The 21,901-nt window shown below is 43.6% G+C and carries 21 protein-coding genes; 3 read left to right on the top strand and 18 right to left on the bottom strand.

Annotation, left to right across the window (positions count from 1 at the left end; genetic code table 11):
- The 6 genes from trkA to J2S23_RS05120 all read right to left on the bottom strand — a co-directional run bounded on the left by trkA (nucleotide 1) and on the right by J2S23_RS05120 (nucleotide 5,190).
- The gene (trkA, locus tag J2S23_RS05095; RefSeq protein WP_307121670.1) at nucleotides 1-1,356 is read right to left on the bottom strand and encodes a Trk system potassium transporter TrkA; all 1,356 of its coding nucleotides are present in this window, start codon (nucleotides 1,354-1,356) and stop codon (nucleotides 1-3) included.
- A 61-nt stretch (nucleotides 1,357-1,417) separates the two neighbouring features.
- Nucleotides 1,418-1,729, bottom strand: coding sequence for a DUF5960 family protein (locus J2S23_RS05100; RefSeq protein ID WP_307121671.1), 312 nt, complete (start codon nucleotides 1,727-1,729; stop codon nucleotides 1,418-1,420).
- Nucleotides 1,722-2,090 (bottom strand): hypothetical protein, encoded by a 369-nt coding sequence (locus J2S23_RS05105; RefSeq protein WP_307121672.1) that lies wholly within the window; start codon nucleotides 2,088-2,090, stop codon nucleotides 1,722-1,724. The genes J2S23_RS05100 and J2S23_RS05105 overlap by 8 nt, the downstream gene beginning before the upstream one ends.
- On the bottom strand, nucleotides 2,087-3,511 hold the full coding sequence (locus J2S23_RS05110; protein WP_307121673.1) for a Y-family DNA polymerase: 1,425 nt from the start codon (nucleotides 3,509-3,511) through the stop codon (nucleotides 2,087-2,089). Before J2S23_RS05110 ends, J2S23_RS05105 begins: the two co-directional genes overlap by 4 nt.
- Before the next feature lie 16 nt (nucleotides 3,512-3,527).
- Entirely contained in the window at nucleotides 3,528-4,232 is a 705-nt protein-coding gene (locus J2S23_RS05115) for an XRE family transcriptional regulator (protein WP_307121674.1), read from the bottom strand.
- Between the two features lie 115 nt (nucleotides 4,233-4,347).
- A complete protein-coding gene (locus J2S23_RS05120; protein WP_307121675.1) occupies nucleotides 4,348-5,190 on the bottom strand; it encodes a DegV family protein in 843 nt (280 codons plus the stop codon).
- Nucleotides 5,191-5,316: 126 nt separating this feature from the next.
- Here J2S23_RS05120 and J2S23_RS05125 point away from each other — a divergent pair, with 126 nt between their 5' ends.
- The gene (locus J2S23_RS05125; protein WP_307121676.1) at nucleotides 5,317-5,910 is read left to right on the top strand and encodes a TetR/AcrR family transcriptional regulator; all 594 of its coding nucleotides are present in this window, start codon (nucleotides 5,317-5,319) and stop codon (nucleotides 5,908-5,910) included.
- 171 nt (nucleotides 5,911-6,081) lie between these two features.
- A complete protein-coding gene (locus J2S23_RS05130) occupies nucleotides 6,082-6,552 on the top strand; it encodes an LURP-one-related family protein (protein ID WP_307121677.1) in 471 nt (156 codons plus the stop codon).
- 118 nt (nucleotides 6,553-6,670) lie between these two features.
- Here J2S23_RS05130 and add read toward each other — a convergent pair whose 3' ends face one another.
- From add to miaA, 10 genes are all read right to left on the bottom strand, one after another.
- Nucleotides 6,671-7,669, bottom strand: coding sequence for an adenosine deaminase (add, locus tag J2S23_RS05135; RefSeq protein ID WP_307121678.1), 999 nt, complete (start codon nucleotides 7,667-7,669; stop codon nucleotides 6,671-6,673).
- Between the two features lie 159 nt (nucleotides 7,670-7,828).
- Nucleotides 7,829-9,373 (bottom strand): peptide chain release factor 3, encoded by a 1,545-nt coding sequence (locus tag J2S23_RS05140; RefSeq protein ID WP_307121679.1) that lies wholly within the window; start codon nucleotides 9,371-9,373, stop codon nucleotides 7,829-7,831.
- Between the two features lie 351 nt (nucleotides 9,374-9,724).
- Nucleotides 9,725-11,488 carry an ABC transporter ATP-binding protein gene (locus J2S23_RS05145; RefSeq protein WP_307121680.1) on the bottom strand — a complete coding sequence of 588 codons (1,764 nt, stop codon included), beginning with the start codon at nucleotides 11,486-11,488 and terminating at the stop codon, nucleotides 9,725-9,727.
- Between the two features lies 1 nt (nucleotide 11,489).
- A complete protein-coding gene (locus J2S23_RS05150; RefSeq protein WP_307121681.1) occupies nucleotides 11,490-13,232 on the bottom strand; it encodes an ABC transporter ATP-binding protein in 1,743 nt (580 codons plus the stop codon).
- A gap of 154 nt (nucleotides 13,233-13,386) precedes the next feature.
- Nucleotides 13,387-14,703, bottom strand: coding sequence for an HdeD family acid-resistance protein (locus J2S23_RS05155; protein WP_307121682.1), 1,317 nt, complete (start codon nucleotides 14,701-14,703; stop codon nucleotides 13,387-13,389).
- Between the two features lie 8 nt (nucleotides 14,704-14,711).
- Nucleotides 14,712-15,467 carry an SDR family NAD(P)-dependent oxidoreductase gene (locus tag J2S23_RS05160; RefSeq protein WP_307121683.1) on the bottom strand — a complete coding sequence of 252 codons (756 nt, stop codon included), beginning with the start codon at nucleotides 15,465-15,467 and terminating at the stop codon, nucleotides 14,712-14,714.
- Complete coding sequence (gene rnz / locus J2S23_RS05165; protein WP_307121684.1) at nucleotides 15,464-16,393, bottom strand: ribonuclease Z; 930 nt, start codon at nucleotides 16,391-16,393, stop codon at nucleotides 15,464-15,466. The genes J2S23_RS05160 and rnz overlap by 4 nt, the downstream gene beginning before the upstream one ends.
- A 10-nt stretch (nucleotides 16,394-16,403) precedes the next feature.
- On the bottom strand, nucleotides 16,404-17,039 hold the full coding sequence (locus J2S23_RS05170) for a cystathionine beta-lyase (protein WP_307121685.1): 636 nt from the start codon (nucleotides 17,037-17,039) through the stop codon (nucleotides 16,404-16,406).
- Nucleotides 17,032-18,270 (bottom strand): GTPase HflX, encoded by a 1,239-nt coding sequence (gene hflX / locus J2S23_RS05175; RefSeq protein ID WP_307121686.1) that lies wholly within the window; start codon nucleotides 18,268-18,270, stop codon nucleotides 17,032-17,034. Before hflX ends, J2S23_RS05170 begins: the two co-directional genes overlap by 8 nt.
- 11 nt (nucleotides 18,271-18,281) lie before the next feature.
- Nucleotides 18,282-19,166, bottom strand: coding sequence for a tRNA (adenosine(37)-N6)-dimethylallyltransferase MiaA (gene miaA, locus J2S23_RS05180; RefSeq protein ID WP_307121687.1), 885 nt, complete (start codon nucleotides 19,164-19,166; stop codon nucleotides 18,282-18,284).
- 128 nt (nucleotides 19,167-19,294) lie between these two features.
- On the opposite strand from miaA, the gene J2S23_RS05185 reads away from it, so the two are divergent.
- The gene (locus J2S23_RS05185; RefSeq protein WP_307121688.1) at nucleotides 19,295-19,468 is read left to right on the top strand and encodes a DUF3042 family protein; all 174 of its coding nucleotides are present in this window, start codon (nucleotides 19,295-19,297) and stop codon (nucleotides 19,466-19,468) included.
- Between the two features lie 80 nt (nucleotides 19,469-19,548).
- Here J2S23_RS05185 and J2S23_RS05190 read toward each other — a convergent pair whose 3' ends face one another.
- Both J2S23_RS05190 and J2S23_RS05195 read right to left on the bottom strand, forming a co-directional pair.
- On the bottom strand, nucleotides 19,549-21,174 hold the full coding sequence (locus tag J2S23_RS05190; protein ID WP_307121689.1) for a hypothetical protein: 1,626 nt from the start codon (nucleotides 21,172-21,174) through the stop codon (nucleotides 19,549-19,551).
- Nucleotides 21,167-21,865 carry an ATP-binding cassette domain-containing protein gene (locus tag J2S23_RS05195; protein ID WP_307121690.1) on the bottom strand — a complete coding sequence of 233 codons (699 nt, stop codon included), beginning with the start codon at nucleotides 21,863-21,865 and terminating at the stop codon, nucleotides 21,167-21,169. The genes J2S23_RS05190 and J2S23_RS05195 overlap by 8 nt, the downstream gene beginning before the upstream one ends.
- Nucleotides 21,866-21,901: the final 36 nt, after the last annotated feature.

Genomic DNA, 21,901 nt, shown 5'->3' on the forward strand with positions numbered 1-21,901 from the left:
CTATGCCTCCAAAATATCATTGATATCTGTCAGCTGATTATCTGTCGTTACAAGAATAACACGGTCATGGGGTTGAAGCATGGTTGACCCATTCGGAAAGATTAATTCCTCATCGCGCATGATATTGACAATCAATAAATCCTTTCGAAGTTTTAAGCTTTGTAACGGAATCCCACATACCCTCGAATCTCTAGTAACTCGAAACTGTAAGGCCTCTACCTGATTATCTGCCAATCGGTATAATGCTTCTACATTAGAACCCTGAGCATTGGCACGAGATCTGATAAATCTTACAATATCGTTAGCGATCAATTGCTTAGGGGTAATGATAGACTTGATGCTGATATCCCCTAAAATTTTAAGAATTTTAGTACGATTCATTTTGGTGATTACTTTTTTGACACCAGCGTGTTTAGCATAAACCGATGTGATGAGATTCTCTTCATCGATCCCTGTCAAAGAAACAAAAGCATCATAATCTCTAATCCCTTCATCATCTAGAAGTGACGGATCGGTTCCATCCCCCTGGACAATGGTTGCTGATGGCCATTCTGCACTCAGCACTTCACATCTTTCTTGATTGACCTCAATGACCTTAGTATCTATACGGTCTTTCGATAGAAATTTTAGAAGGTAGTGAGTAATCCGCCCACCGCCAACAATCATGACACTTCTATTTTGGCGTTCTTTATCCAAAAGACATTGACGGAACTTTCCAAGGTCTTTCATAAGTCCCGCAACATGGACACGGTCGCCTACTTGTAGCTTACTATCAGCCCTTGGAATCATGATTTGATCCCCGCGATGAATAATACAAACCCGAACACTGCCAAATTTAGCCTTGTAGTCTGATAGAGGCATCCCAACTAGAGAAGACTGAGGAGAAATTTCAAATTCCACTAAATTGATTCGACCGCCCATAAAGGTTTCAACACTTAGGGAGGACGGGTACTTGATAATAGCGGCAATATCCCTTGCAGCAGAGAAATCCGGATTAATCAACATATCAATCCCTAAACTATCACGGACAAAGTCCACTTGGGTAGCATATTCAGGATTTCGAATTCTAGCTACGGTGTGTTTAGCGCCAATTTTGCGGGCCATGATGGCAGAAATGATATTAATTTCATCTGATTGACTTGTTGCAATAAAGACATCCGCGTCCTCAACGCCTGCCTCAACTTGAATGTCATAGGCCGCACCATTTCCAACTAAACCGGTGATATCGTAGTTATCAATCATATAATCTAAAACATCAGGATTCTTCTCAATGAGAACAATATCATTGTGTTGATTAGCCAGTTCTGTGCAAAGTACTTCTCCAACCTTACCGCCACCGGCAATGACTATTTTCACTCTTATGCCTCCACGCAATATAATAGACTTATTATAGCACAAGCCTTAAAATATAACCAATTTAACCTGTCTTTGCATCTCTACTCCATTTGGTATCCATCCCTGTATAAGTATAGAGTCTAACCAAACGATTTTCTGGGTAGCTAGATATCTTGAAATAAAAACGATGCTCATACCCATCTTGACTTTTTTGAGCTGATAGCTTGAAATAATTTTTTTGCCGTTTGGCCATACTTGCTAAGATATCATCAATCAAAAAAGTCAGTGGGGTGTCTAAGGTAGAGTATCGGTAAAAATCTTCCTGCAGTTGGTAAAACGATTCCGAGCGTATATCTATCTGAAGTTGGTTTTGCATGTATCGCTGTTCATTCATGGTTTTCCTCGGCTAATTCTATGCCTAAAATATCTTGATAAGGAACCTGCACATACCCTTCTGAACTCTCAAAAAGAACATAATAGCTGTTCATATCCTTGATAATCCCCTGATATTTGATGACCTGTTGGTTTTTCTGACAAATAAGAACACTCTCAACCCCTTGAAGGTATAACTGCCCTAAGACCCTCATTCTTTCAGAAAGAGGCATCGCTTCTGGTAAAGTCATTTGATTCGAAAAATGATCCATGGCTGTGTTAAATTCTGACAAAAAGAATCCCATCCATTTCAACATCCCTCTATCGTAATACCCTTTGGCAGATTCAAAGGGTAAATACTGGCGATCTCTATTTCCTATCATTTTAAACCATCCAATCCTCCTGCCGCACCCGAAGCGTGCCCTCCTGTTAGGAGGCTACGTGCTTTAACACGCGAACCACTCGTCAGAATGTTAGCCCTTTGTAGCGACGTAAACCCAAATTTCTCCCGGATACCGTCAATCGTTTCCTGCAGATCCTCTTCTTTATCTAAGGCATCCAAATCATCAAATAGAGAGAGAACTGTCACTGAGTCTTCTACAAAACGAGAATAGCGAACACCAATTCTTCGAACAGCTCCTCCCTTATACTTAGACCGAAATAATTGAACAACTGTTTCTGCCAAAATCCTGGTCGAGGCTGTCGGATCAAGGGTAGTTTGCGCCTGAATCGATTGTTGTCTGTCTATTTTGGAATACCCTACATAGATCGAAACCCGGCTTGTTTTTTTTCCTTTTTTTCGTAAACGAACAGCAACCTGCTCTGCCATTTCTTTTAGGACCAACTCAATTTCAGCCTGATTTGTATAATCTCTGGGCAGTATTTGAGCATTTCCTAAACCAGACGATTTTGGCTTATAGACCTCATGAACATTGCTCTCATCTACACCGTTCGCATGAAACCAGAGTTGAACCCCTACAACCCCAAATTCTTCTTTAAGCCTATCTGGGTTAGCATTGGCTAGTTCTTTGACAGTAGAGATTCCCAGACGATTTAAGCGCTTAGCTGTTCGATGCCCAATTCCCCAGAAATCTGTTAGATTGGGCAGGGCCCAAACCTTGGTTTCAACATCCTCGTAAGACCAATTAGCCCTCATCGTGCGAGTTTTTTTAGCCTCATTATCTAAGGCAAGTTTGGCCAATAGCGGGTTAGCATTGCTCATCCCAACTGTTGCATACACGCCTGTTTCCTTCCAAATTTTGTATTGAATCTGGTCTGAGACCAAATCTAATTTTTGACGCCTCGATAACTGCTTTTCTGGAATAAAGTAGTTCAGCGAACCGGTTAAATCGATAAAAGCCTCATCAATAGAATAAGGCAATATATCACTGGGACTGGCAAAATCTTGAAAAATTTTCTGAATTCGCATATTTTGAGCAATATACTCATCCATCCTAGGTGGAACAATAAAGGTTCTCTGAGCCCATTTTTCAATAAATTCGACATACTCCCGAGTGATAGGAATTCCTTCTTGGCGGGCTTTTTGGGGATTAAATTTTCGCGTCACAACATCAAAAGGAAGGTCATAGGCCCTTCCTACATTGGACTTACCAAAAACAGCCTTAAAGGTCGGTGATGACGCTAAAATTAATCCTTTAGAAGTATCGGTACGACTCATCACACAAAGAGAGGTCGTTAAGGGGTTCAAACCTCTTGCCACGCATTCTACGCTGGCGTAAAAGGATTTCATGTCAATAAAGGCTATGTCTGATCTGGGTTCAAGGCTATAATCGATGTAACCCATCTTCTACTCTCCTAAATTATTGAAACTCCATCGGCATAAAATGACCAACAATCTTGCCAATTATACGCGGGTCTTCATCATAGGGGGCAAATTTATCCGCATATTTTTTATTGAGAGAAACCAGTCGAAGACCATCTTCTTCTCGATAAACCTTTTTAATATAGGTTTGACCATCCCATTCAAGAGCATAAATAGCTCCATCATAATCAAAGGATCCTTGACGAATTAAAGCGACTTCACCATTTAAAAATTGCGGTAGCATGGAATCCCCAAAAACATAAGAGGCAAAGTCATGTGGGATTTCTTCATCATGGTATACCGTATCATAATTGCCATCGCCAAAATAGCTAAATCCTGTACCAGCAGACATTTTTTCATAGACCTTGTAGGCGTATCTTGGTTTTTCTACGTCAGTTGTCGGCTCGATAAGAGGCGTAACCTTCTGTGCAACTAGTAAATCACTAGCATATGTCACTGTTTTCTCCTGATTGGTAGGAGTCAGCTGAGCATAAATCTCAGTAATCGCATCATCGTAGAAAAAATAGGTCTCTGCTACACCTAAGATCTCACTCAGGCGTTTCAAATTGGCTTGGTTTGGCCTTGTCTTGCCCGATTCCCAATTAAAATATGAGGCGCGACTGATCCCTAAACGTCTAGCCATGTCTGTTTGTTTGAGTTGGCGTTCTTGCCGTAAGTTCTTGAGACGTTCTCCTTGAAACATAGCATTCTCCTTTTTGTTAGTTTTAAAGCTAACATCAGTTTATCACAGAACACAAAAAGTGTCAATTATTAAACTGACACTTTCTTAAATGTTAAATTTTCTTACGGGACTTACCTTAAATTTCATAGCCCATCAAAAGACCGCCTTCTTCCGCATAGAAGGAGCAAAGACCTGAGGTAGGATAAGCCTGAATATCTGCTTGAGCAAAGTTAGATGTAATCAACTCAGAGATTTGGTCCACAAATTTGACATTGTTTCGATGAGCAATAATCACTTTACCACCCTTATAACCTGATTTAATCATTTCATCGTAAGCAGCTGCCACAGATTTTTTATGGCCACGCGCTTTTTGAAGCATTTCTAAGGTGCCCTCAGCGCTTGCTTCACCGACCAAGCGAATATTAAGAAGACCAACAACTGCTCCCACAACCTTGCTGAGACGGCCATTTTTAACCAGGTTATCTACCTTAGCTAGAACAAAGATAAGCTTCGTTTTGTTTTGATAGTCCGTAATCTTTTGAACAATTTCATCGAAAGATAAGCCTTCACTAATCAAGCGTCTCAACTCTAAGACAATCAAATCCACTTCACCACCCGCAGATTTTGAGTCAATAAGATGAATTTGAGCGTCTGGGTGGTCTTCCTTGTACATTTCTGCTGCAACACGGGCAGCATTGAAACTCCCAGAAAGTGTTCCAGTAATAGTGACGACAAAAATCTTATCAGATCCTTGATAGGACTGGAGGTAATCCTCGGTATTAGGACAGGCTGAGCTGGCTGCTGTCGAGGAGGCATACATCACTTCCATCATATGGTCGATATCGAGTTGCGCATCATCCACAAAGGTCTGGTCTCCAACAGAAATTGTCAAAGGAACACGCTCGTATTGTGTAGCATTTGGTAACTGATCTAGTGTCTTGAATTCACTTGAGGAATCCGCAATAATTTTCCAGGTCATAATTTTCCCTTTATCACTTCAATTTTGATTTGACATTTATAGCATTTCTCATTAAAATTATATCATGGCCTCCCGATTTTATATAGAGGGAATACCCTATGATGTCACAAAAGAAAGGGAAGTGTCATGCCCGATACGCAAACTAAAAAAAAGTCGACACAACACCTCCAAGAACATAACAAAGAAGCCAATCAAATTACCAGAGAATCGTTAGAAACAGCTCTGCTATTTCTATTGGAAAAAAAAGAGCTCGCCAAAATTTCGATTTCTGAACTTGTTGAGAAGGCTGGTGTTTCTCGAAATGCTTTTTACCGCAACTATCAATCGAAAGAACAGATGCTAGAAGAAATGCTAGATAAAGTGGTGAGACGCATGTTCAAGGAAGTGAAAGCTTCTGCTAAGAAACCAAACGCTCCGTTTTCTTGGCTAACCCTCTTTCAAGAAGCTAAAAAAGAGGCCCGTCTCCTCCGTGTTGCCTTTCAGCATAATCTAGAGAAAAAAATGAGCTCCATGGTATCTGACTTTCTCAGTAAACCAGATAAGGGAACGCGATCCAATGAAGCAACTGAAACAGAGTCTTATCTCAATTCCTTTTGGAGTTCAGCCATTGTTTCGACCTTGGTCAAATGGGTGTCTGACGGTATGAAAATCTCCGAAGAAAAGATGGCTAATATGGATCTACCCTTATTTAACCGAAAGAAAAACAACTCTACTGACTAACTGAGACTCCAAACGTGAGCTACGCTTACGTTTGGAGTTTTAATGTCCAAGATCTTCTCTTAAAACTCTAACAGTAGCTTACTTTTAAATCGTTTGAAAATCAAATCATTTGCCAGTCTTCAGAAACCTATGCTATAGTGATTTAAAACATTATTCATTTAGGAGATTAACATGAAGTTAGTTTTTCAATTAACAGGTTCTTTGGTAAAACATGCGTTAGATATTTATGATGAGGCCGAGACCTTGGTCTATAAAGTTCGTAGTAAAAACCTGATGTTTGGAGCTAAAAGCAGTATTACAGACGCTTCTGATAATGAGTTAGCCCAAATTAAGCAAAGAGTTGGCTTAACCTATAACTATGATATCTTTAAAGGTGATGATAAAATAGCCAATATCAAGAAAAAGACTGTCTCCGTAACACCGAAGTTTACGATTTCAGGTCTTGATTGGAAATTAGAGGGTAAATTCCTGACGCGTCAGTACACGATAAAAGGCGAAGCTGGGCAAATGATTGCCGAAATCGGCAAACAGGGCTTATTACAAGGTGGTGGCTATGAATGCGATATCGTTGACCCGACAGCCGATCCTCTCATCGTTGTTGCCTTAGTCAGTGCAATTGACATAGCAGCCATGCAAAAATAACAGTCCCCTAAAACAGAAAATACCAAAAGACGTTGACTCCATTATTTATGGAATCGACGTTTTTTAGTGGTATCCTTAAGAAAAGCTGTCCCACAACCTTTTTAAGATAGCATACCCTTTATTCGTTTCTCAAATAACTATCAAGTCTATCCCTTAGATGACTTTTGGTAACTTCGTCTGCAAAGCTAGCCTCAATAGCAATATAAGACAACTTCTCCACTTGCTTTCTTGTGAGCCCGCACTGCTTACTTAAGGTTAGAAATTCTCTAGTCAATGTAGTCTGCGACACCGTACGATTGTCCGTATTAATTGTACACTTGACACCCTGATCTAAGAAAAACTGCAAGGGATAGGTAGACCATGAGGGGATCGCATTGGTTTGAAGGTTGCTGATCGGACAGAGTTCTAGAACAATTCCCTCTTGAACGACGTGATTTAAAATCTTAGGATTATCTGCGATGGCAACCCCGTGTCCTATCCTAGATGCTCCTAACTGCATAGCCTCATAGACATTGTGGGCACATCCACATTCGCCTGAATGGAGGGAAATAGCAAATCCTGCCTCCTTGGCTGCTTTAATATAGTTGGCCACGACTTGATTATCATAAGAAGCCTCATCTCCGGCTGCATCAAAGGCGACCAGATAAGGAAAGGATTGCTGGATAGCCTCCTGGACCAAGCTTAGATTTTGCTCCTCGCTATGGTGGCGCATGCCAGAAATTATGAGGTTCACTTGGATGTCAAACTCTTGACGAGCCCGGGAAATTCCCTGACAAACGGCTAATATCACTTGGGCGATGGTCAAGCCTTGGTGCCGATGCAATAATGGGGCGAAACGGATTTCAGCGTATTGCACCTGTTCTGCTGCTAAGCTTTCTACTAGAGCATAAGTACCCAGTTCCAGATTCTCAGCTGTTTGCAGCAAAGGCAAAATGGCATCAAAACAGGTCAGATAGTCTGCCAAATCGGTGCATTTATCTGGAGCCACAGCCTTGTTAGCGTCAAAAACGAGACTATCCTTTTCAGCTATTGCCTCAAGAGTTGCTAGTGGTATTGAGCCATCCAGATGGCAGTGTAAGTCTACTTTGGGCAAATTGTCGATCCAGTTGCGATCCATAAAAGTCTCCTTTTTCTTAATGGTTGCTATTATACCCTCTTTCAAAAAATGAGCAAGCTCTTCTCATTTCTTGATTGCTCGAGCAGAGGGCTTTTTAAAAAAGAATGCTCCTTTGGGAGTGAATTCCTAGGAACATTCTTTAGCGTGTGGATTTAAAGCTTACATCTTCTCTTCTAAAACAACATCCGGGTACTTATCCGCAAACCAGCGCAAGGCAAAGTCATTCTCAAAAAGGAAGACAGGCTGGTCAAAGCGGTCTTTGGCCAAAATGTTACGGCTAGAGCTCATCCGCTCGTCCAAGTCCTCAGGCTTGATCCAACGAACCGTTTTATTGCCCATCGGTGTCATGACAACTTCAGCATTGTACTCGCCTTCCATGCGGTGTTTGAAAACTTCAAACTGGAGCTGGCCGACAGCACCTAGCATGTACTCGCCAGTCTGGTAGTTTTTATAGAGCTGGATAGCCCCTTCTTGCACCAGTTGCTCAATGCCCTTGTGGAAGGATTTTTGCTTCATGACGTTCTTGGCTGCCACCTTCATAAAGATTTCAGGAGTGAAGGTTGGTAGGGGTTCAAACTCAAACTTGTTCTTGCCAACGGTCAGGGTATCCCCTACCTGGTAGGTACCTGTATCGTATACCCCAATGATGTCGCCAGCGACCGCATTTTCCACATTTTCACGGCTTTCCGCCATAAACTGGGTCACATTAGACAGCTTAGCACCCTTACCTGTCCGTGGTATATTGACTGCCATACCGCGTTCGAACTGGCCTGAGACCACACGGACAAAGGCAATCCGGTCACGGTGACGAGGGTCCATGTTGGCCTGGATTTTAAAGACAAAACCTGAAAAATCCGGATTGAGTGGGTCGATGACCTGGTCATCGGTTGTTTTATGACCATGCGGTTCTGGGGCAAATTTAAGGAAGGTTTCAAGGAAAGTCTGCACCCCAAAATTGGTCAAGGCAGATCCAAAGAAAACCGGCGTCAGTTTGCCATCCAAGATAGCTTCTTCTGAAAAGTCATTACCGGCTTCCGAGAGGAGTTCGATGTCTTCGAGAACTTGGGCATAAAATGGGTTGTTACCAAAGAGCTTGTCGCCATCTTCAAAGCTGGCAAAGCGCTCCTCACCCTTGTAGAGTTCTAAGCGTTTGTTGAAAAGGTCATAAAGGCCTTCAAAGGATTTCCCCATACCAATAGGCCAGTTCATGGGATAGCTGGCAATACCTAGGACTTCTTCAAGCTCTTCTAAGAGATCAAGGGGTTCACGGCCATCACGGTCCAACTTGTTGATAAAGGTGAAGACTGGAATGTTGCGGTGGCGAACAACCTCAAAGAGTTTTTTGGTCTGGGCTTCAATACCCTTCGCCGAATCGACAATCATGACCGCAGCATCCACCGCCATCAAGGTCCGATAGGTATCTTCTGAGAAGTCTTCGTGCCCTGGGGTATCCAGGATATTGACCCGCTTGCCGTCATAGTCAAACTGCATGACGGATGAGGTTACTGAGATTCCCCGTTGTTTCTCGATATCCATCCAGTCAGACTTGGCAAAGTTTCCGGTTTTTTTCCCCTTAACAGTACCCGCTTCACGGATTTCACCCCCAAAATAGAGGAGTTGCTCAGTCATAGTTGTCTTACCCGCGTCCGGGTGAGAGATAATCGCAAAGGTGCGGCGTTTTTTAATTTCGTCTTGTAAGTTCATCTGTGTCTCATTTCTGTTAATAGCGTGGTCGGTTTCAATGGTGAACTCATTGTTCTACATTGGATTTTCTCCTCTAAGGGCAATCTCTATTTTCATCCTTTCTATTATAGCGAAAAAGCCTGTCTAATGCAATGCTGACCGCTTTTGAGAGAAAAAGTAAGCATGCAAAAAGAGGCTGGGACAAAAGTCCTAGCCTCTTAATAATTTATTATCAGTTAAACAAGACGCAGTGGTTGAGTGGCCCCTAATTCGCTGATTTTATCAGCTTTTACAGCCCTACTCAACTGTGCGGGGGTGGGACGACAAAATCGAATCTATTCGGTTACCGATTTTGTCCCACTCCCTTGAGCACTATTTAGCGAATTGGCTGTAATAGAGATCATGGTAGAACCCTTTGTCTTCAAGGAGACTGGTGTGGGTTCCCTGCTCGATGATTTGACCATCTTTTAACACCAAAATCTTATCTGCTTCTTGGATGGTTGACAAGCGATGGGCAATGACAAAGCTGGTTCTGCCTTCCATGAGGCGCTTCATGGCCTTTTGAATCAAGAGTTCCAGACGGGTGTCGACAGAAGACGTCGCTTCGTCCAGAATCAAGATTTTAGGGTCAGACAGCAAGGCACGCGCAATGGTCAAGAGTTGCTTTTGTCCTAGGGAAATGTTGCTGGATTCTTGGTTCATTTCCATGTTGTAACCACCTGGTAGTGTTCGGATAAAGTGATCGACATTGGCAGCTTTTGCAGCAGCAATGATGTCTTCATCCGTCGCTTCCAAATTACCAAAGCGCAGGTTTTCCTTGATGGTCCCTTCATACAACCAAGCGTCCTGCAAGACCATGCCAAAGTTCTTACGGTATTCTTGACGGGACAAGTTACGGATGTCATGGCCATCAACCTTGATGGCACCTGATGTCACATCGTAGAAACGCATGAGAAGGTTGATCAAGGTCGTCTTACCTGCTCCAGTTGGGCCAACAATAGCGACCATCTCACCTGGTTTGACCTCAAGGTTGAAATCACGGATTAAGGGCTTGTCTGGCAAGTATTGGAAATCCACCTGCTCGAAGGAAACCTGTCCGGTTAAAGGGGCCTCAAGGGTCTCAGTCACAACTGAAGCTTCACCTGGTTCGTCTAGAACGGCAAAAATACGTTCCAAGGAAGACTGGGCAGACTGTAAAATACCCGCTAGCTGAGTGATGGTCTGAATGGGTTGGTTGACCTGCCAAACGTATTGGACCATGGCTTGAAGATTACCGACCGTCAAGGTTCCTGCCAGAACTTGGAAACCACCAAGAAGAGCTACAGCAAGGTAGGCTAGGTTTGAGATGGTTGAAAGAACTGGCATCATGATTCCTGAGGTAAAGCTAGCTTTGAAACCCGTCGCCTGTAAATCATCTAGAATATCGCCAAACTCATTTTCTGAATGGTCTTCACGGCCATACAGTTTAATAACATTAAAACCGGTCAAGTTTTCCTGAACAAAGCCGTTCATGTCTCCTAAAATTTTGGCCTGACGTTTGAAATATGGCTGGGATTTGCCCATGATAAAACGGGCTGAAAAGTAGGTCAAGGGAATGCTCAAAATGACAATAAGGGAAAGACCTGGATTGATATAAACCGCCATGGAGACTGCAAGAACTACTGTCAAAATGGCATTAACGATTTGTAAAAAGGACTGTTGCAGAGCGTTAGATACCGTTTCTATATCTGAAGTGAACCGTCCAAGCATATCCCCAAACTGATGACGGTCAAAGTAAGAGGTTGGGATGCTGTTAATCTTGTGGCTCATCTCATTACGGAGATCTCGTATGGTTGATTGTACTGCTTTTGTGATAAAGACATTAGCAAACCAAGAACCCAGAGAATAAAGGCCTCCACGGATAAAATAAACCACTAAAACCATGATGATATAACGGTAATTGATTGCTGCACCGTCTACACCAGCAAGCATGTCTCTGACATTAAAGGTAATCTCAGTGATGATCAAACCAAAGATAAGTGGCTCAAGGGCATTCATTGCAGCACTTAAAACCTTGAAAAAGATGGCAAGAAAGAGAGAACCACGGTAATTTTTTAAATAGTGCCAAAGGCGTTTAAAGGCATTTTCTGTTTTCATACTAGGCATCTCCTTCCGTTAAACTTTGATTGTTGAGTTGGCTTTCGGCAATTTCACGGTAGATGTCATTTGAGACCATCAGTTCCTCATGGGTCCCACGACCAACTATTTCACCTTCATTAAGAACGATGATCTGATCCGCATTCATAATGGTCCCAACGCGTTGAGCCACAATAAGCACAGTCGCATCGCCAGTCACTTCTTTGAGCCGGCGTCGCAATTCAGCATCTGTCTTGTAGTCAAGCGCTGAGAAACTATCATCAAAGATATAGATATCAGGCTTTTTAACGACCGCACGGGCGATAGCCAGGCGTTGTTTTTGCCCACCTGAGAGGTTGCTACCTCCTTCTGCCAGATGGTGGTCATAGCCTTTTTCAGTCGATTTGACAAAGTTCTCTGCCTGAGAGACATCGACCGCTTGATCGAGCTCATTAAGAGTAGCATCTTCTTTTCCGTAACGCAGATTCGTCCCGATTGTGCCTGTAAAGAGCAGAGCTTTTTGGGGAATAAACCCAATCTTTTGGCGGAGCGCCTTGAGGTTGTAGTCCCTAACATCTACCCCGTCCACTAAAATACGGCCAAACGTGATATCGTAAAAGCGTGGAATCAGATGAACCAAGGAAGACTTCCCTGAGCCAGTTGATCCAATAAAGGCAATGGTCTCACCAGGCTTGGTTTTAAAGCTAATGTTTTGTAAGACGGGACTTTCTGTCTCACCAGGATAGGCAAAGGTAACATTGTCAAACTCCAGATACCCCTTGGTTTCCGTTTCAGTGACACCACCTTCATTAGGATCAATCGATATTGGCATATCCATCACTTCTTTGAGACGTTTAGCAGATACAGCCATCCGTGGGTACATGGTAAAGAGATTCGCAAACATGAGGAAAGAAAACAAGGCATGAAAGGCATATTCGATAAAGGCTACCAAATTACCAACTTGCAAGGTTCCGCGACTAATCGGAGGTAAGGCAAACCAGACAATGAGGACAATCATCACAATAATGATTTGAACAAAGAGGGGCTCTGTCAAACCCGTCAAGCGAAAAAGACTGCTCGAAGTGTATGTATAAGTCTCATTAGCTTCACCAAACCGTTCTTCTTGAAACTCTTCACGGGCAAAGGCACGAATGACCCGCAAACCGGTTAGATTTTCACGAACATATTGGTTAATCCGATCAAGTGTGGTTTGTTGCTTTTCCGATAAGGGTCCTGTTTTAGAAGCCACATACCATACAGTCGCTGCTAAGAAAGGAATGCAAAGCGCAACAACCCAGCCTAAAGATGGACTTGAAAGAATGATCATAACCATAGAAAAGACCATCATCAAGGGGGTGATAACCCCCATACGAAGTCCCTGCTCTGCGAAAGTCATGAGGACAAAGGCATCGCTGGTAATCCGTGTTACCAGAGAAGACACCCCAATCTGCTCATATTCATGGTGGGAGTAGGCTTGCATTTTTTCATAAAGGTCTGCCCGCATATCCTTAATCATTGTTGTGGTCATTTTACTAGAAGCATAGGTTAACACAACCCGGCCTAAGCCACCGACAATAATGACACCTAACATGACGACTGCCCAATAATACAAACGATCAGGCCTATTATCAATCAACCCTTCATCAATCATTCGGGCCAAGATTGTTGGTAAACCCAAGTTGACGAGAACAAACATAAAAGCTCCAAAAATATCAAGAGCGAGGAGCTTGGGATGTTTTTTCAAGTAAGACCAAATAAAGCGCATAATACCTCCTAAGACAAAGATAGAGGAGCGCAATAAGCTGGATCTTTCCAGCTTATCTCGCTCCCGACGTGTTCCTTTCGTGACCGAAAGGGTGATTCATTAATCTAGTTTACACAAAATCCAATGCTTTGGCAAGCTATTGAAATAGAGCTTTTTATGTAAACGTTTTTCTTGTTTTTTCTTGCAAAGCCCGTATTTCTGAGCTATGAACGGCCATCCCAACCACGATGGAATTGGGGTTTTCGTATTCCTTTTCGAGATAGTCAAAATAGGACCCAGGGGCTATGATACCAGCCATCCGGATCAAATCCAAACCTGCTGTCCCAATCAATTCATCCGCTAAGAGCACACAATTAGTTCCTAAAACAAAGTAGGTCTTGAAGCGACTTGTTTTAAATTTTGAAAAACTAGCCCCATGAATCACCTGTAATTGTCCCATATAGCTAGCCTTTTGTGTCTCAGAGGTTGGCTCCCAAGGAACAGTAAGCTGTTTGATGTCTGCTAATTTAGCCTCGAAAGCTTGGCGTTGCTGAGGATCTAGCACCAACTGGTATTCAAAAAGAGTCTTGTCGGCCTCTCTTAAGCAATAATCAATATAGGACGTCTCATTTGTTTCGACTAAGACCCCATCTCCCATGGTTCCAAACAACCTTTCCGAGTCCACATCATAATTCCCAAAGGTGTAGATTCGGCCTTGATAACTGATATCGCAGTGTCCCACCGTATTAAAACCTGTTTTAGCGGTATGAATAAAAACCTTTAAATCTGGTATGCCCGGCACATTTTTACGAGCCTTTAAGGCTTCATCCGCCTCTATTTGAGGAGTCAGGTCTAACTCATCATTGATAAAGGCATTTATCTTGGTCATCATCCCATGCGGCAAGAACATGGTAAAAATAACTGGGACACTGATACGAATCTTCCGATTAAACCGAGTTTCTCTCTCTTGCGAGATCAAAATCCGACGGCCATCATTAATCGAGGTCAGCCCTACAAAAATCAAATAGATTCCCAAGCGAAACAAGGTCCCTTGCACATCGTATTGGTTAAAAAGGCTGAGCAGGCCAAAAAAGAGGTTATAAAAGGCAATCATCAACTGGTTTAAACGACGAGGAACCCTATCGCTTCGCAAAATCAAATAATTAACCAGTGCTATCAAGCCTAAAACCATTTGATAGAGCCCTACCAATCTTGCCAGCCAAACCGCTGAGTAAGGACTAATAAAGACGATTAAACTGGCGATCAAAAGGTGAAGAAGCCCTTCACCCCAATGAAAGAGCTTATGCTTTAATTGGGGAAATTTTTTGGTCGCAAACAGAGCTTCTGGAAACTTAAAGAGACCCAGTAAAAAAATACTGACACCTGTTATATAGACCATGCTATCGACAAAAGGCTCCCGTCGAACCATCAATCCCAGGCCAATTGCTATCCAAAACAGCCCCCATAAAACATAAGAAATATCTTTTTTCATACCTGAACCTACTTATAATTAAAGGCTTTACGAGCGAGATAGTCCCCGATGGTTGGAAATAAGGTATAGAGACGATGGGCAGCCTTCAGAATAAATGGCAGAGTCACCTCGCCTTTCCTTGTCCCGATCGTTTTAACAATTCGCCGAGCCACCTGGTCTGGATTGAGGGCATAGCGGTCAACCCGCTTGAGGTAATCTCCAGATGGATCTGCCAGGTCAAAAAAGCCTGTGCGAATAGGACCAGGATTAACCGTCGTGACCGTCACGCCATGGTCTACCAGTTCGAACCGCAAGGCATTGGAAAATCCTGTCACAGCAAACTTGGCTGCTGCATAGACTGTGGACTTACTGGTTGCCATGAGCCCCAAGACACTAGAAACATTGATTATCTGCCCATGTCTCTGTTGCTTCATCTCTTTGCCGACGAGACGTGACAAGGCCATGAGGGCAAAGACATCAATGTCAAACATGGCTCTGATTTCGCTGTCTGTTACTTGGTCAAAGACTTTAAAGTCACCAAACCCAGCATTGTTAATGAGGACATCAATGTGCCCATAAGTCTGATACACGTCTACCACGAACTGCTCAAGTGCAGCATTATCAGTCAAGTCCAGCTGGACCAATTGGGTCCGCGGTCTGTTTTGGTAGAGGGCGGTCAATTTCTCAAGACTGCGTCCTGTTAGAATTAACTGTTCCTCTGGCAATTGCTTGATGATTTCTTGAGCCAGCCCACCGGTTGCCCCAGTGATGATAATGGTCCTCATACGTCAAATTCCTCCAGGTCATTAACCACATAGACATTCGAAAAAAGGGTGGCCGCATCCTGACGGAGCTGCTTGATGTCCCGAGAGAGAAAACGAGCTGACACATGGTTTAAAAGGAGACGCTTAGCGCCAGCTGCGCGAGCTACTTCTGCTGCCTGCATGTTAGTAGAGTGCCCATGCTTTCGAGCAATCTTCTCGTCTCCCTTACCATAGGTGGACTCATGGACCAAGACATCGGCATTGACCGCTAAACGGACACTGGCATCTGTAAGGCGGGTATCTCCTAAAATGGTGACAACCTTTCCAGGACGCGGAGGCGACAGATAATCTGATGCGATAATCTCACGGCCATCTGGCAGCGTGACATTGTGGCCATTTTTTACCTGACCAAAAAGGGGCCCAAAAGGGACACCTGCTGCTTTCAAAGCTTCGGCATCCAAGGTGCCTTCTAAGTCCTTTTGGATAATACGGTATCCGATACAAAAAACCGAATGGTCCAGTTTTTCTGCATAAACCTTAAACTTATCGGTCTCTATAATCAGTCCGAGCTGGTCAGCCTCTAATTCATGAAAGGTCAATTTGTAAGGTAGTCGAGTGCCTGTTACTTTAAGACTGGTCAAGACAAAACTTTTTATACCGACTGGTCCATAAATATCCAAATCCGTTTGTTCTTCATTGGCCTGAAAAGAACGGCTGGATAGAAAGCCTGGCAAACCAAAAATATGGTCTCCGTGGAGATGGGTGATAAAGATTTTTGAGATTTTTCTGGGACGAATGGTCGTCTCTAAAATACGGTTTTGTGTGCCTTCCCCACAGTCGAACAGCCAGATTTCATTGATTTCATCGAGCAGTTTAAGAGCGAGACTGGAAACATTGCGCATCTTGGAGGGTTGACCTGCCGATGTGCCTAAAAATTGAATGTGCATGTGTTACTTTCTAATGGGTAATGTATATAATGAGTTGATTGTCCGTGAATTGATAGCGCCTCATCCCCTGGTAGTTTTGGGCGAGTTGGAGCAAATCCTCGGTATTATAGCCTGACAGCTTAACCGCCTTATCTGCTATCCAGAGATCGACCAGCAGACTACTGGCTCCGTCTTGATAAACCCAGTCAAAATGATCTTCCTCAGCAGGCATCATCCAAATCTGACCAGCCTCTTCAAAGATCTGGTAATGGGGAAAGAGTTGCGCTAGCTGGATCAGTAAGGCTTCTGTGATTGATTCTGCCTGCTCAGCAAAAACCAGTGCTTTTTCTGAATCCCTAGACAGATAGGCAAAGCCGTAGGCCTTACCTTCTAGATTCAGACGGACAAAGGGAAATTCTTCTGCAAAAGACGGATGAGAAGGGAATAGATCTAATGCTCTAGACAGCTCCCAATAATAGTTGGTTGCTGCTTGAGGGCCTTGCTTATCATATATCTCAGTAAAATAAGCATTTAAGACACTGGGCGGAGGTGTGATGGCTTTCATCCTGTCCTCAGGCGACTTGTTCTTTAAAAGACCCCCTAAATAAACCTTGTCTAAGCTGGTAAAGCCCCCGTAAGTCATGGCAAGAGCCAGGTAATCAGTCATAGAAAACCTCCAAGCGCCAGCGATTAGCGGCCATGATGAGTCCTGAGACTACTTCTCCTGTCTCAGTCACCTCACGTTGGTCAATAATAGCAAATTGGGACAAGTCGTGAAGGAGGTAAGACTTGGCAAAGGGCACCGTCAGACTAAAGGGCTCGGCCATTTCTCGAATTTTAGCCAAAATCATCTCTTGGAGCCTTTCCTTGGCGTCTGGCGCCTTGGCGGATAAGAGAACATGCGGGGATAAGGTAGGTAAAAAGTCTTCTGTCAGGTCAGCCTTGTTGTAGATGGTCAAGCGTGGGATGTCCAGCATGTCCAAATCGTTGAGGATTCCAAGGACGACTTCTTCCTGCGTAGCATGGTCTGGATCAGACGCGTCAATAACATGGAGCAACAGGTCCACATGACGGCTTTCTTCCAAGGTCGACTTAAAGCTTGAAACCAGCTCTGTCGGTAGATCCTGAATAAAGCCAACCGTATCCGTCAAAGTAACCTGAAAATGGTCTTTGAGCTGAATTTGCTTGGTCGTGGCATCCAAGGTCGCAAAGAGTTCATTTGCCTCATACTGGTCTTTCTTGCTGAGGGTATTCATAATGGTGGATTTTCCAGCATTGGTATACCCAATAAGCCCCAGTTTGAAGACACCTGACTCCAGACGTTTTTCTCGGACCGTCGATCGGGTCTTCTCCACCAGCTTCAGCTGGCGTTCAATGTCATGGATTTGATTGCGGATGGAGCGACGATTGAGCTCCAACTGGCTTTCACCTGGACCACGACTCCCTATACCACCCGCCTGACGGCTGAGCATGATGCCTTGGCCGACCAAACGGGGCAACATATACTTGAGCTGAGCTAAATGAACCTGAAGTTTTCCTTCATGGCTCCTGGCTCGCATGGCAAAGATATCTAAAATTAACTGCATCCGGTCGATGACCTTAACGCCTAAGATGGTTTCAAGGTTGATGTTTTGACGAGGCGTCAACCTGTTGTTCACAATGACAGTATCGATCTCATCAGCTTCTACCATTTGGGCAATCTCATCCAACTTGCCTGATCCGATAAAGGTCTTGCTGTCATAACGATCACGGTTTTGGACATAAACGCCCTGAACCTCTGCACCGGCAGTCTGGGCAAGGTTTTCCAACTCCTGCATGGACATGTCAAAGTTTTCAGAATCTTGAAGGGCTACGCCGACCAAGATTACACGTTCTGTTTTTTTCTCAGTTTCTATCATAGGTTTTCTTTCTAGGACTCCAAAAAATCTCGCACGGCTCGGAGAATATTTTCCTTGGTATCTGGCTCAGAGGCTTGATAAAAGTCAACAGCCATGCGGTTACGAAACCAGGTTAGCTGACGCTTGGCAAAGCGACGACTATTTTGCTTGAGTTGTTCCAAACATACGTCCAAGGCTGCTTCACCAGCAAAGTAGGGAAAGAGTTCCTTGTAGCCAATACCACGTGTCGCCTGGACCTCAGGATGGTTGTCATAGAGCCATCTGGCTTCTTCCAAAAGCCCTGCTTCCACCATCCGATCCACGCGCTGATTGATTCGCTCATACAACAAATCACGCGCATCGCTGAGACCAATCAGAAGCACCTCATAAGGGGGCTCTGTATTGGTCAACTCCTCTCCAAAACGCTGTAATTCCAAGGCCCGAATGGCCCGGCGTCGCGTAAACTGCTCCAAGGTAATGGCAGCAGTTTCTAGCTGTTCAATCAGTTCCTGATCGGACAAGAGTTCCAATTCTGCTCGATAGACAAGCACCTGTTCCTGATCCAGTTGCCCGCCTAGATGGTAGCCTTCTAAAAGACTTTGTAAGTAAAGACCAGTCCCTCCGACAATGATGGGTAATTTCCCTCGCCCTGTAATTTTCTCAATGGCCAGTTGAGCTTCTTGAACAAAGTCAAAGGCAGAGTAACCTTCGGTCACCTCTCTGACATCGATCAGGTGGTGACGGGCAGCAGCTTGTTCCTCTGGCGTAGCTTTGGCTGTCCCAATGTCTAGGTTTTTATAGACCTGCTGGCTATCGCCTGAGATAATTTCACCATTAAATAGCTGAGCCAACTCAATCCCTAAAGCTGTCTTTCCGACCGCTGTCGGTCCTAAGACCGTTATTACCTTTTTTTTCATCTTTTTCCTTGAAAATTCTCGTATTTTTCGCTATTATTTATTATAACACAAGATGTGAGGCAGACAAAAAGTCAGTGATCATTAGAGATGATTTCACCACAACACCTTACAGCGGAAAGGAGACTATCATGGCCAAAAATAGTTTTGCAAAAGGAATCACAGCAGGTATCGTAGGAACAGTTGCAGCCGTAGCTGGTGCAGTTTATACCTTCAACAAAAAAGTGATTAAACCTGAAGAAGAAAAAGAAGCTTTCATCGAGGAAAATCGCAAGAAAGCAGCTCGTCGTCGCGTATCGCGCTAACAGAGTAAGAAAATACCTTGAGCAATTTTGCTCAAGGTATTTTTGATTGTTCCTATCGGTTCTATTCTGGGCGAATGCTATTAATTTCTTAACCGGAAACGCTTGGAAGCAAAGGTCATCACAGCCCATAACCCAAATGGTATGTAGAGAATAATGATGCCTAGTAGGATCCAGACAAAAAGCATTGGCACTCCCTGTGTTACACGGTGAAACTGAAAGAATAAAAAGTATGTGACTCCATTAATGATATTGTAGGCAGGACTTTTGGTTTTCATGGACTCGGTAAAGGGCTGAATGAGGTAGTACAAGATCAAATGATGAAAGCTGAAAAACAGCATGATAACAGTCTCTATCAGTAAGATGAACACCAAATCAACGAGTGAACGACCACCAACTAAAACGTAAATAACAATCATGCCGACGAAAACAATCAGCAAAATAGGCAGATGAAGCCTTACTACCTTTTTAAACCGAATCTTTAAGGACGAGATGACCATATCGGGTTGGCGGTAGAACGAATATTTCAAGAGTTTTCGGTCTAAATGGTAAAAGCAAAAGCGTGTAAAATACTCACTGGAATAGATAAAATAATCTATCATCAGACTTAAGGGAAGAATAAAAGAAAGTAAGTTCTTTAAAGATTGCACTGGCTGTGGCTTAAAGATTAAAAGAAGAATGATAGCAACAAGCAAATGCAGACTAACAAAAAGGCACTTTAATAGGACCCGTTTTTTCAAGTGAGGCCCTAATCGGTCATAAAAAAGGGCATTGAGATAAACAATCCCTTGACTGCTTCTTCTCTGATCTCCCGATGTAACCGATATATCGACATGATAATCTTTGTCTGTCACCTCTAAATCAACTGCCCCAAGGGCTTCTTTGTCACCAGCTTGCAAATTGGATAAGGTAACCAGGCGTCGACAAACCTTTTCCAATTGGGGCGTTTTCTTTAAAACAAAGAGAGCACCTAAGGTCAATACCACGCCAATAACCGCCGCCCAAGGGCTGTATAAGGCCCTAATCACCTCAGCTAACTCCAAAAAATAGAGCAAGCCGCCTAAGATAAGCCCAAACAAGACCCACATTAAGCTGTACAGAACTGGCCGTCTCGTTGGAAAAGGGTGGCCTAACTGATAAAGAAAGAGGAGGCCTGTTTGCAAGGCCAGTCGTGTGCCTAGGCTAAACAGGGTGAAGCTCCAAGCAGATAGGGCAGTGCCGATAGTTTGTACCCCAAACCAAGATAAAATGCCTGCAAATATCAAGAGATGGAGAAGATTATCCAATCCCAGTTTTAATAAATAATAGCGTTTCACAGGTAGCCGGAAAACCCTGATGGCCAACAAACTTTCTTGGTCGTTACTGTCGACTAAAAGTCCTTGAATCGCTGAACCCCAAAAGAGACTAGCGACCATCAACAAAAGCCAAAATAGATGGGAATGCTCTAAGCTATTGAACGGTAACTCGCTAAGCCATAAGGCTAGACCACTCAAAATCAATAGGTAGATGAGTGTTTGCAAAATAGACTTCGTAACGAGGTGAACTGCTCCAATCAGCTGTAAAAACCACTTGACCGATTGCCCTCTGTAGGCAGAATTGGGAACATACTTTCCAAGAATCGGTAGCTTTTGGAGCCAATAAATCAATTGGTTATACCCTTGGACAACACTCAGTTTCCAGATAAATCGAAAGAGTTTCAGATTAGTCATGGCTGTCCCCGTCCTCTAATTCTTCTAGGAGACGCGCTTCAAATTCAGGATCATGCGTATCCAAATCAAGGGGATGGAGCTTCCCATTTTTTAGGAGAACCACTTGGTCACAGAGGTCTGTAGCCAATTGCAAGATGTGTGTCGACAGCAAAATCACGCGCCCAGGCTTTAAGGTCTTCAGTAATTTTTTAAGCTGAATACCGATCACTACATCTACTGATGTCAACGGTTCGTCTAGTAAAATAACAGGAGGCTGCATGATGACCACTGCTAAGATGGACAGCTTGCTCTGCATGCCTGACGAGTACCCCTTTATAATCCGGTGGCGGTCTTCCTGACCAATAGCCACCATATCCAAACACTCATCTGGGCTCAAACTCTCCTCAGTTCCATGTAAATCTAAGAAAAATTGGACAAACTCGTAGCCTGTCAAGAAATCAGGTAGGTAGTTTTCCGCAAAAACCATACCGACGTCTTTGGAGGTCAATGAACGTGTGGCTCCTTCTTGAACCCAGCTGACCTGCCCTTGATCCGCATCGAGTTCTTGGTTGACGATGTTAAAAAGAGTCGTCTTTCCGGCACCATTACGCCCCAGAATCCCTGTAATCTTGCCAGCTTCAAACTGGTAATCACAGCCTTTTAAGACCTCCGTGTCTTGAAAGGCTTTTTGAATATTGGATAGGTGTAACATAGGGTCTCCTTTATCGGTTTTTTCCTTGAACAAATG

This window comes from Streptococcus moroccensis (genome assembly GCF_030812835.1).
GTDB classification, from domain to species: Bacteria; Bacillota; Bacilli; order Lactobacillales; family Streptococcaceae; genus Streptococcus; species Streptococcus moroccensis.

Coding starts and splice junctions, on each gene's coding strand:
- J2S23_RS05125 (WP_307121676.1), top strand. CDS start 5,317: ATGCCCGATACGCAAACTAAAAAAAAGTCGACACAACACCTCCAAGAA.
- J2S23_RS05120 (WP_307121675.1), bottom strand. CDS start 5,190: ATGACCTGGAAAATTATTGCGGATTCCTCAAGTGAATTCAAGACACTA.
- J2S23_RS05185 (WP_307121688.1), top strand. CDS start 19,295: ATGGCCAAAAATAGTTTTGCAAAAGGAATCACAGCAGGTATCGTAGGA.
- hflX (WP_307121686.1), bottom strand. CDS start 18,270: ATGATAGAAACTGAGAAAAAAACAGAACGTGTAATCTTGGTCGGCGTA.
- J2S23_RS05190 (WP_307121689.1), bottom strand. CDS start 21,174: ATGACTAATCTGAAACTCTTTCGATTTATCTGGAAACTGAGTGTTGTC.
- miaA (WP_307121687.1), bottom strand. CDS start 19,166: ATGAAAAAAAAGGTAATAACGGTCTTAGGACCGACAGCGGTCGGAAAG.
- J2S23_RS05130 (WP_307121677.1), top strand. CDS start 6,082: ATGAAGTTAGTTTTTCAATTAACAGGTTCTTTGGTAAAACATGCGTTA.
- J2S23_RS05150 (WP_307121681.1), bottom strand. CDS start 13,232: ATGCGCTTTATTTGGTCTTACTTGAAAAAACATCCCAAGCTCCTCGCT.
- J2S23_RS05110 (WP_307121673.1), bottom strand. CDS start 3,511: ATGGGTTACATCGATTATAGCCTTGAACCCAGATCAGACATAGCCTTT.
- J2S23_RS05140 (WP_307121679.1), bottom strand. CDS start 9,373: ATGAACTTACAAGACGAAATTAAAAAACGCCGCACCTTTGCGATTATC.
- rnz (WP_307121684.1), bottom strand. CDS start 16,393: ATGCACATTCAATTTTTAGGCACATCGGCAGGTCAACCCTCCAAGATG.
- J2S23_RS05155 (WP_307121682.1), bottom strand. CDS start 14,703: ATGAAAAAAGATATTTCTTATGTTTTATGGGGGCTGTTTTGGATAGCA.
- add (WP_307121678.1), bottom strand. CDS start 7,669: ATGGATCGCAACTGGATCGACAATTTGCCCAAAGTAGACTTACACTGC.
- J2S23_RS05170 (WP_307121685.1), bottom strand. CDS start 17,039: ATGACTGATTACCTGGCTCTTGCCATGACTTACGGGGGCTTTACCAGC.
- J2S23_RS05105 (WP_307121672.1), bottom strand. CDS start 2,090: ATGATAGGAAATAGAGATCGCCAGTATTTACCCTTTGAATCTGCCAAA.
- J2S23_RS05145 (WP_307121680.1), bottom strand. CDS start 11,488: ATGAAAACAGAAAATGCCTTTAAACGCCTTTGGCACTATTTAAAAAAT.
- J2S23_RS05195 (WP_307121690.1), bottom strand. CDS start 21,865: ATGTTACACCTATCCAATATTCAAAAAGCCTTTCAAGACACGGAGGTC.
- J2S23_RS05115 (WP_307121674.1), bottom strand. CDS start 4,232: ATGTTTCAAGGAGAACGTCTCAAGAACTTACGGCAAGAACGCCAACTC.
- J2S23_RS05100 (WP_307121671.1), bottom strand. CDS start 1,729: ATGAATGAACAGCGATACATGCAAAACCAACTTCAGATAGATATACGC.
- J2S23_RS05160 (WP_307121683.1), bottom strand. CDS start 15,467: ATGAGGACCATTATCATCACTGGGGCAACCGGTGGGCTGGCTCAAGAA.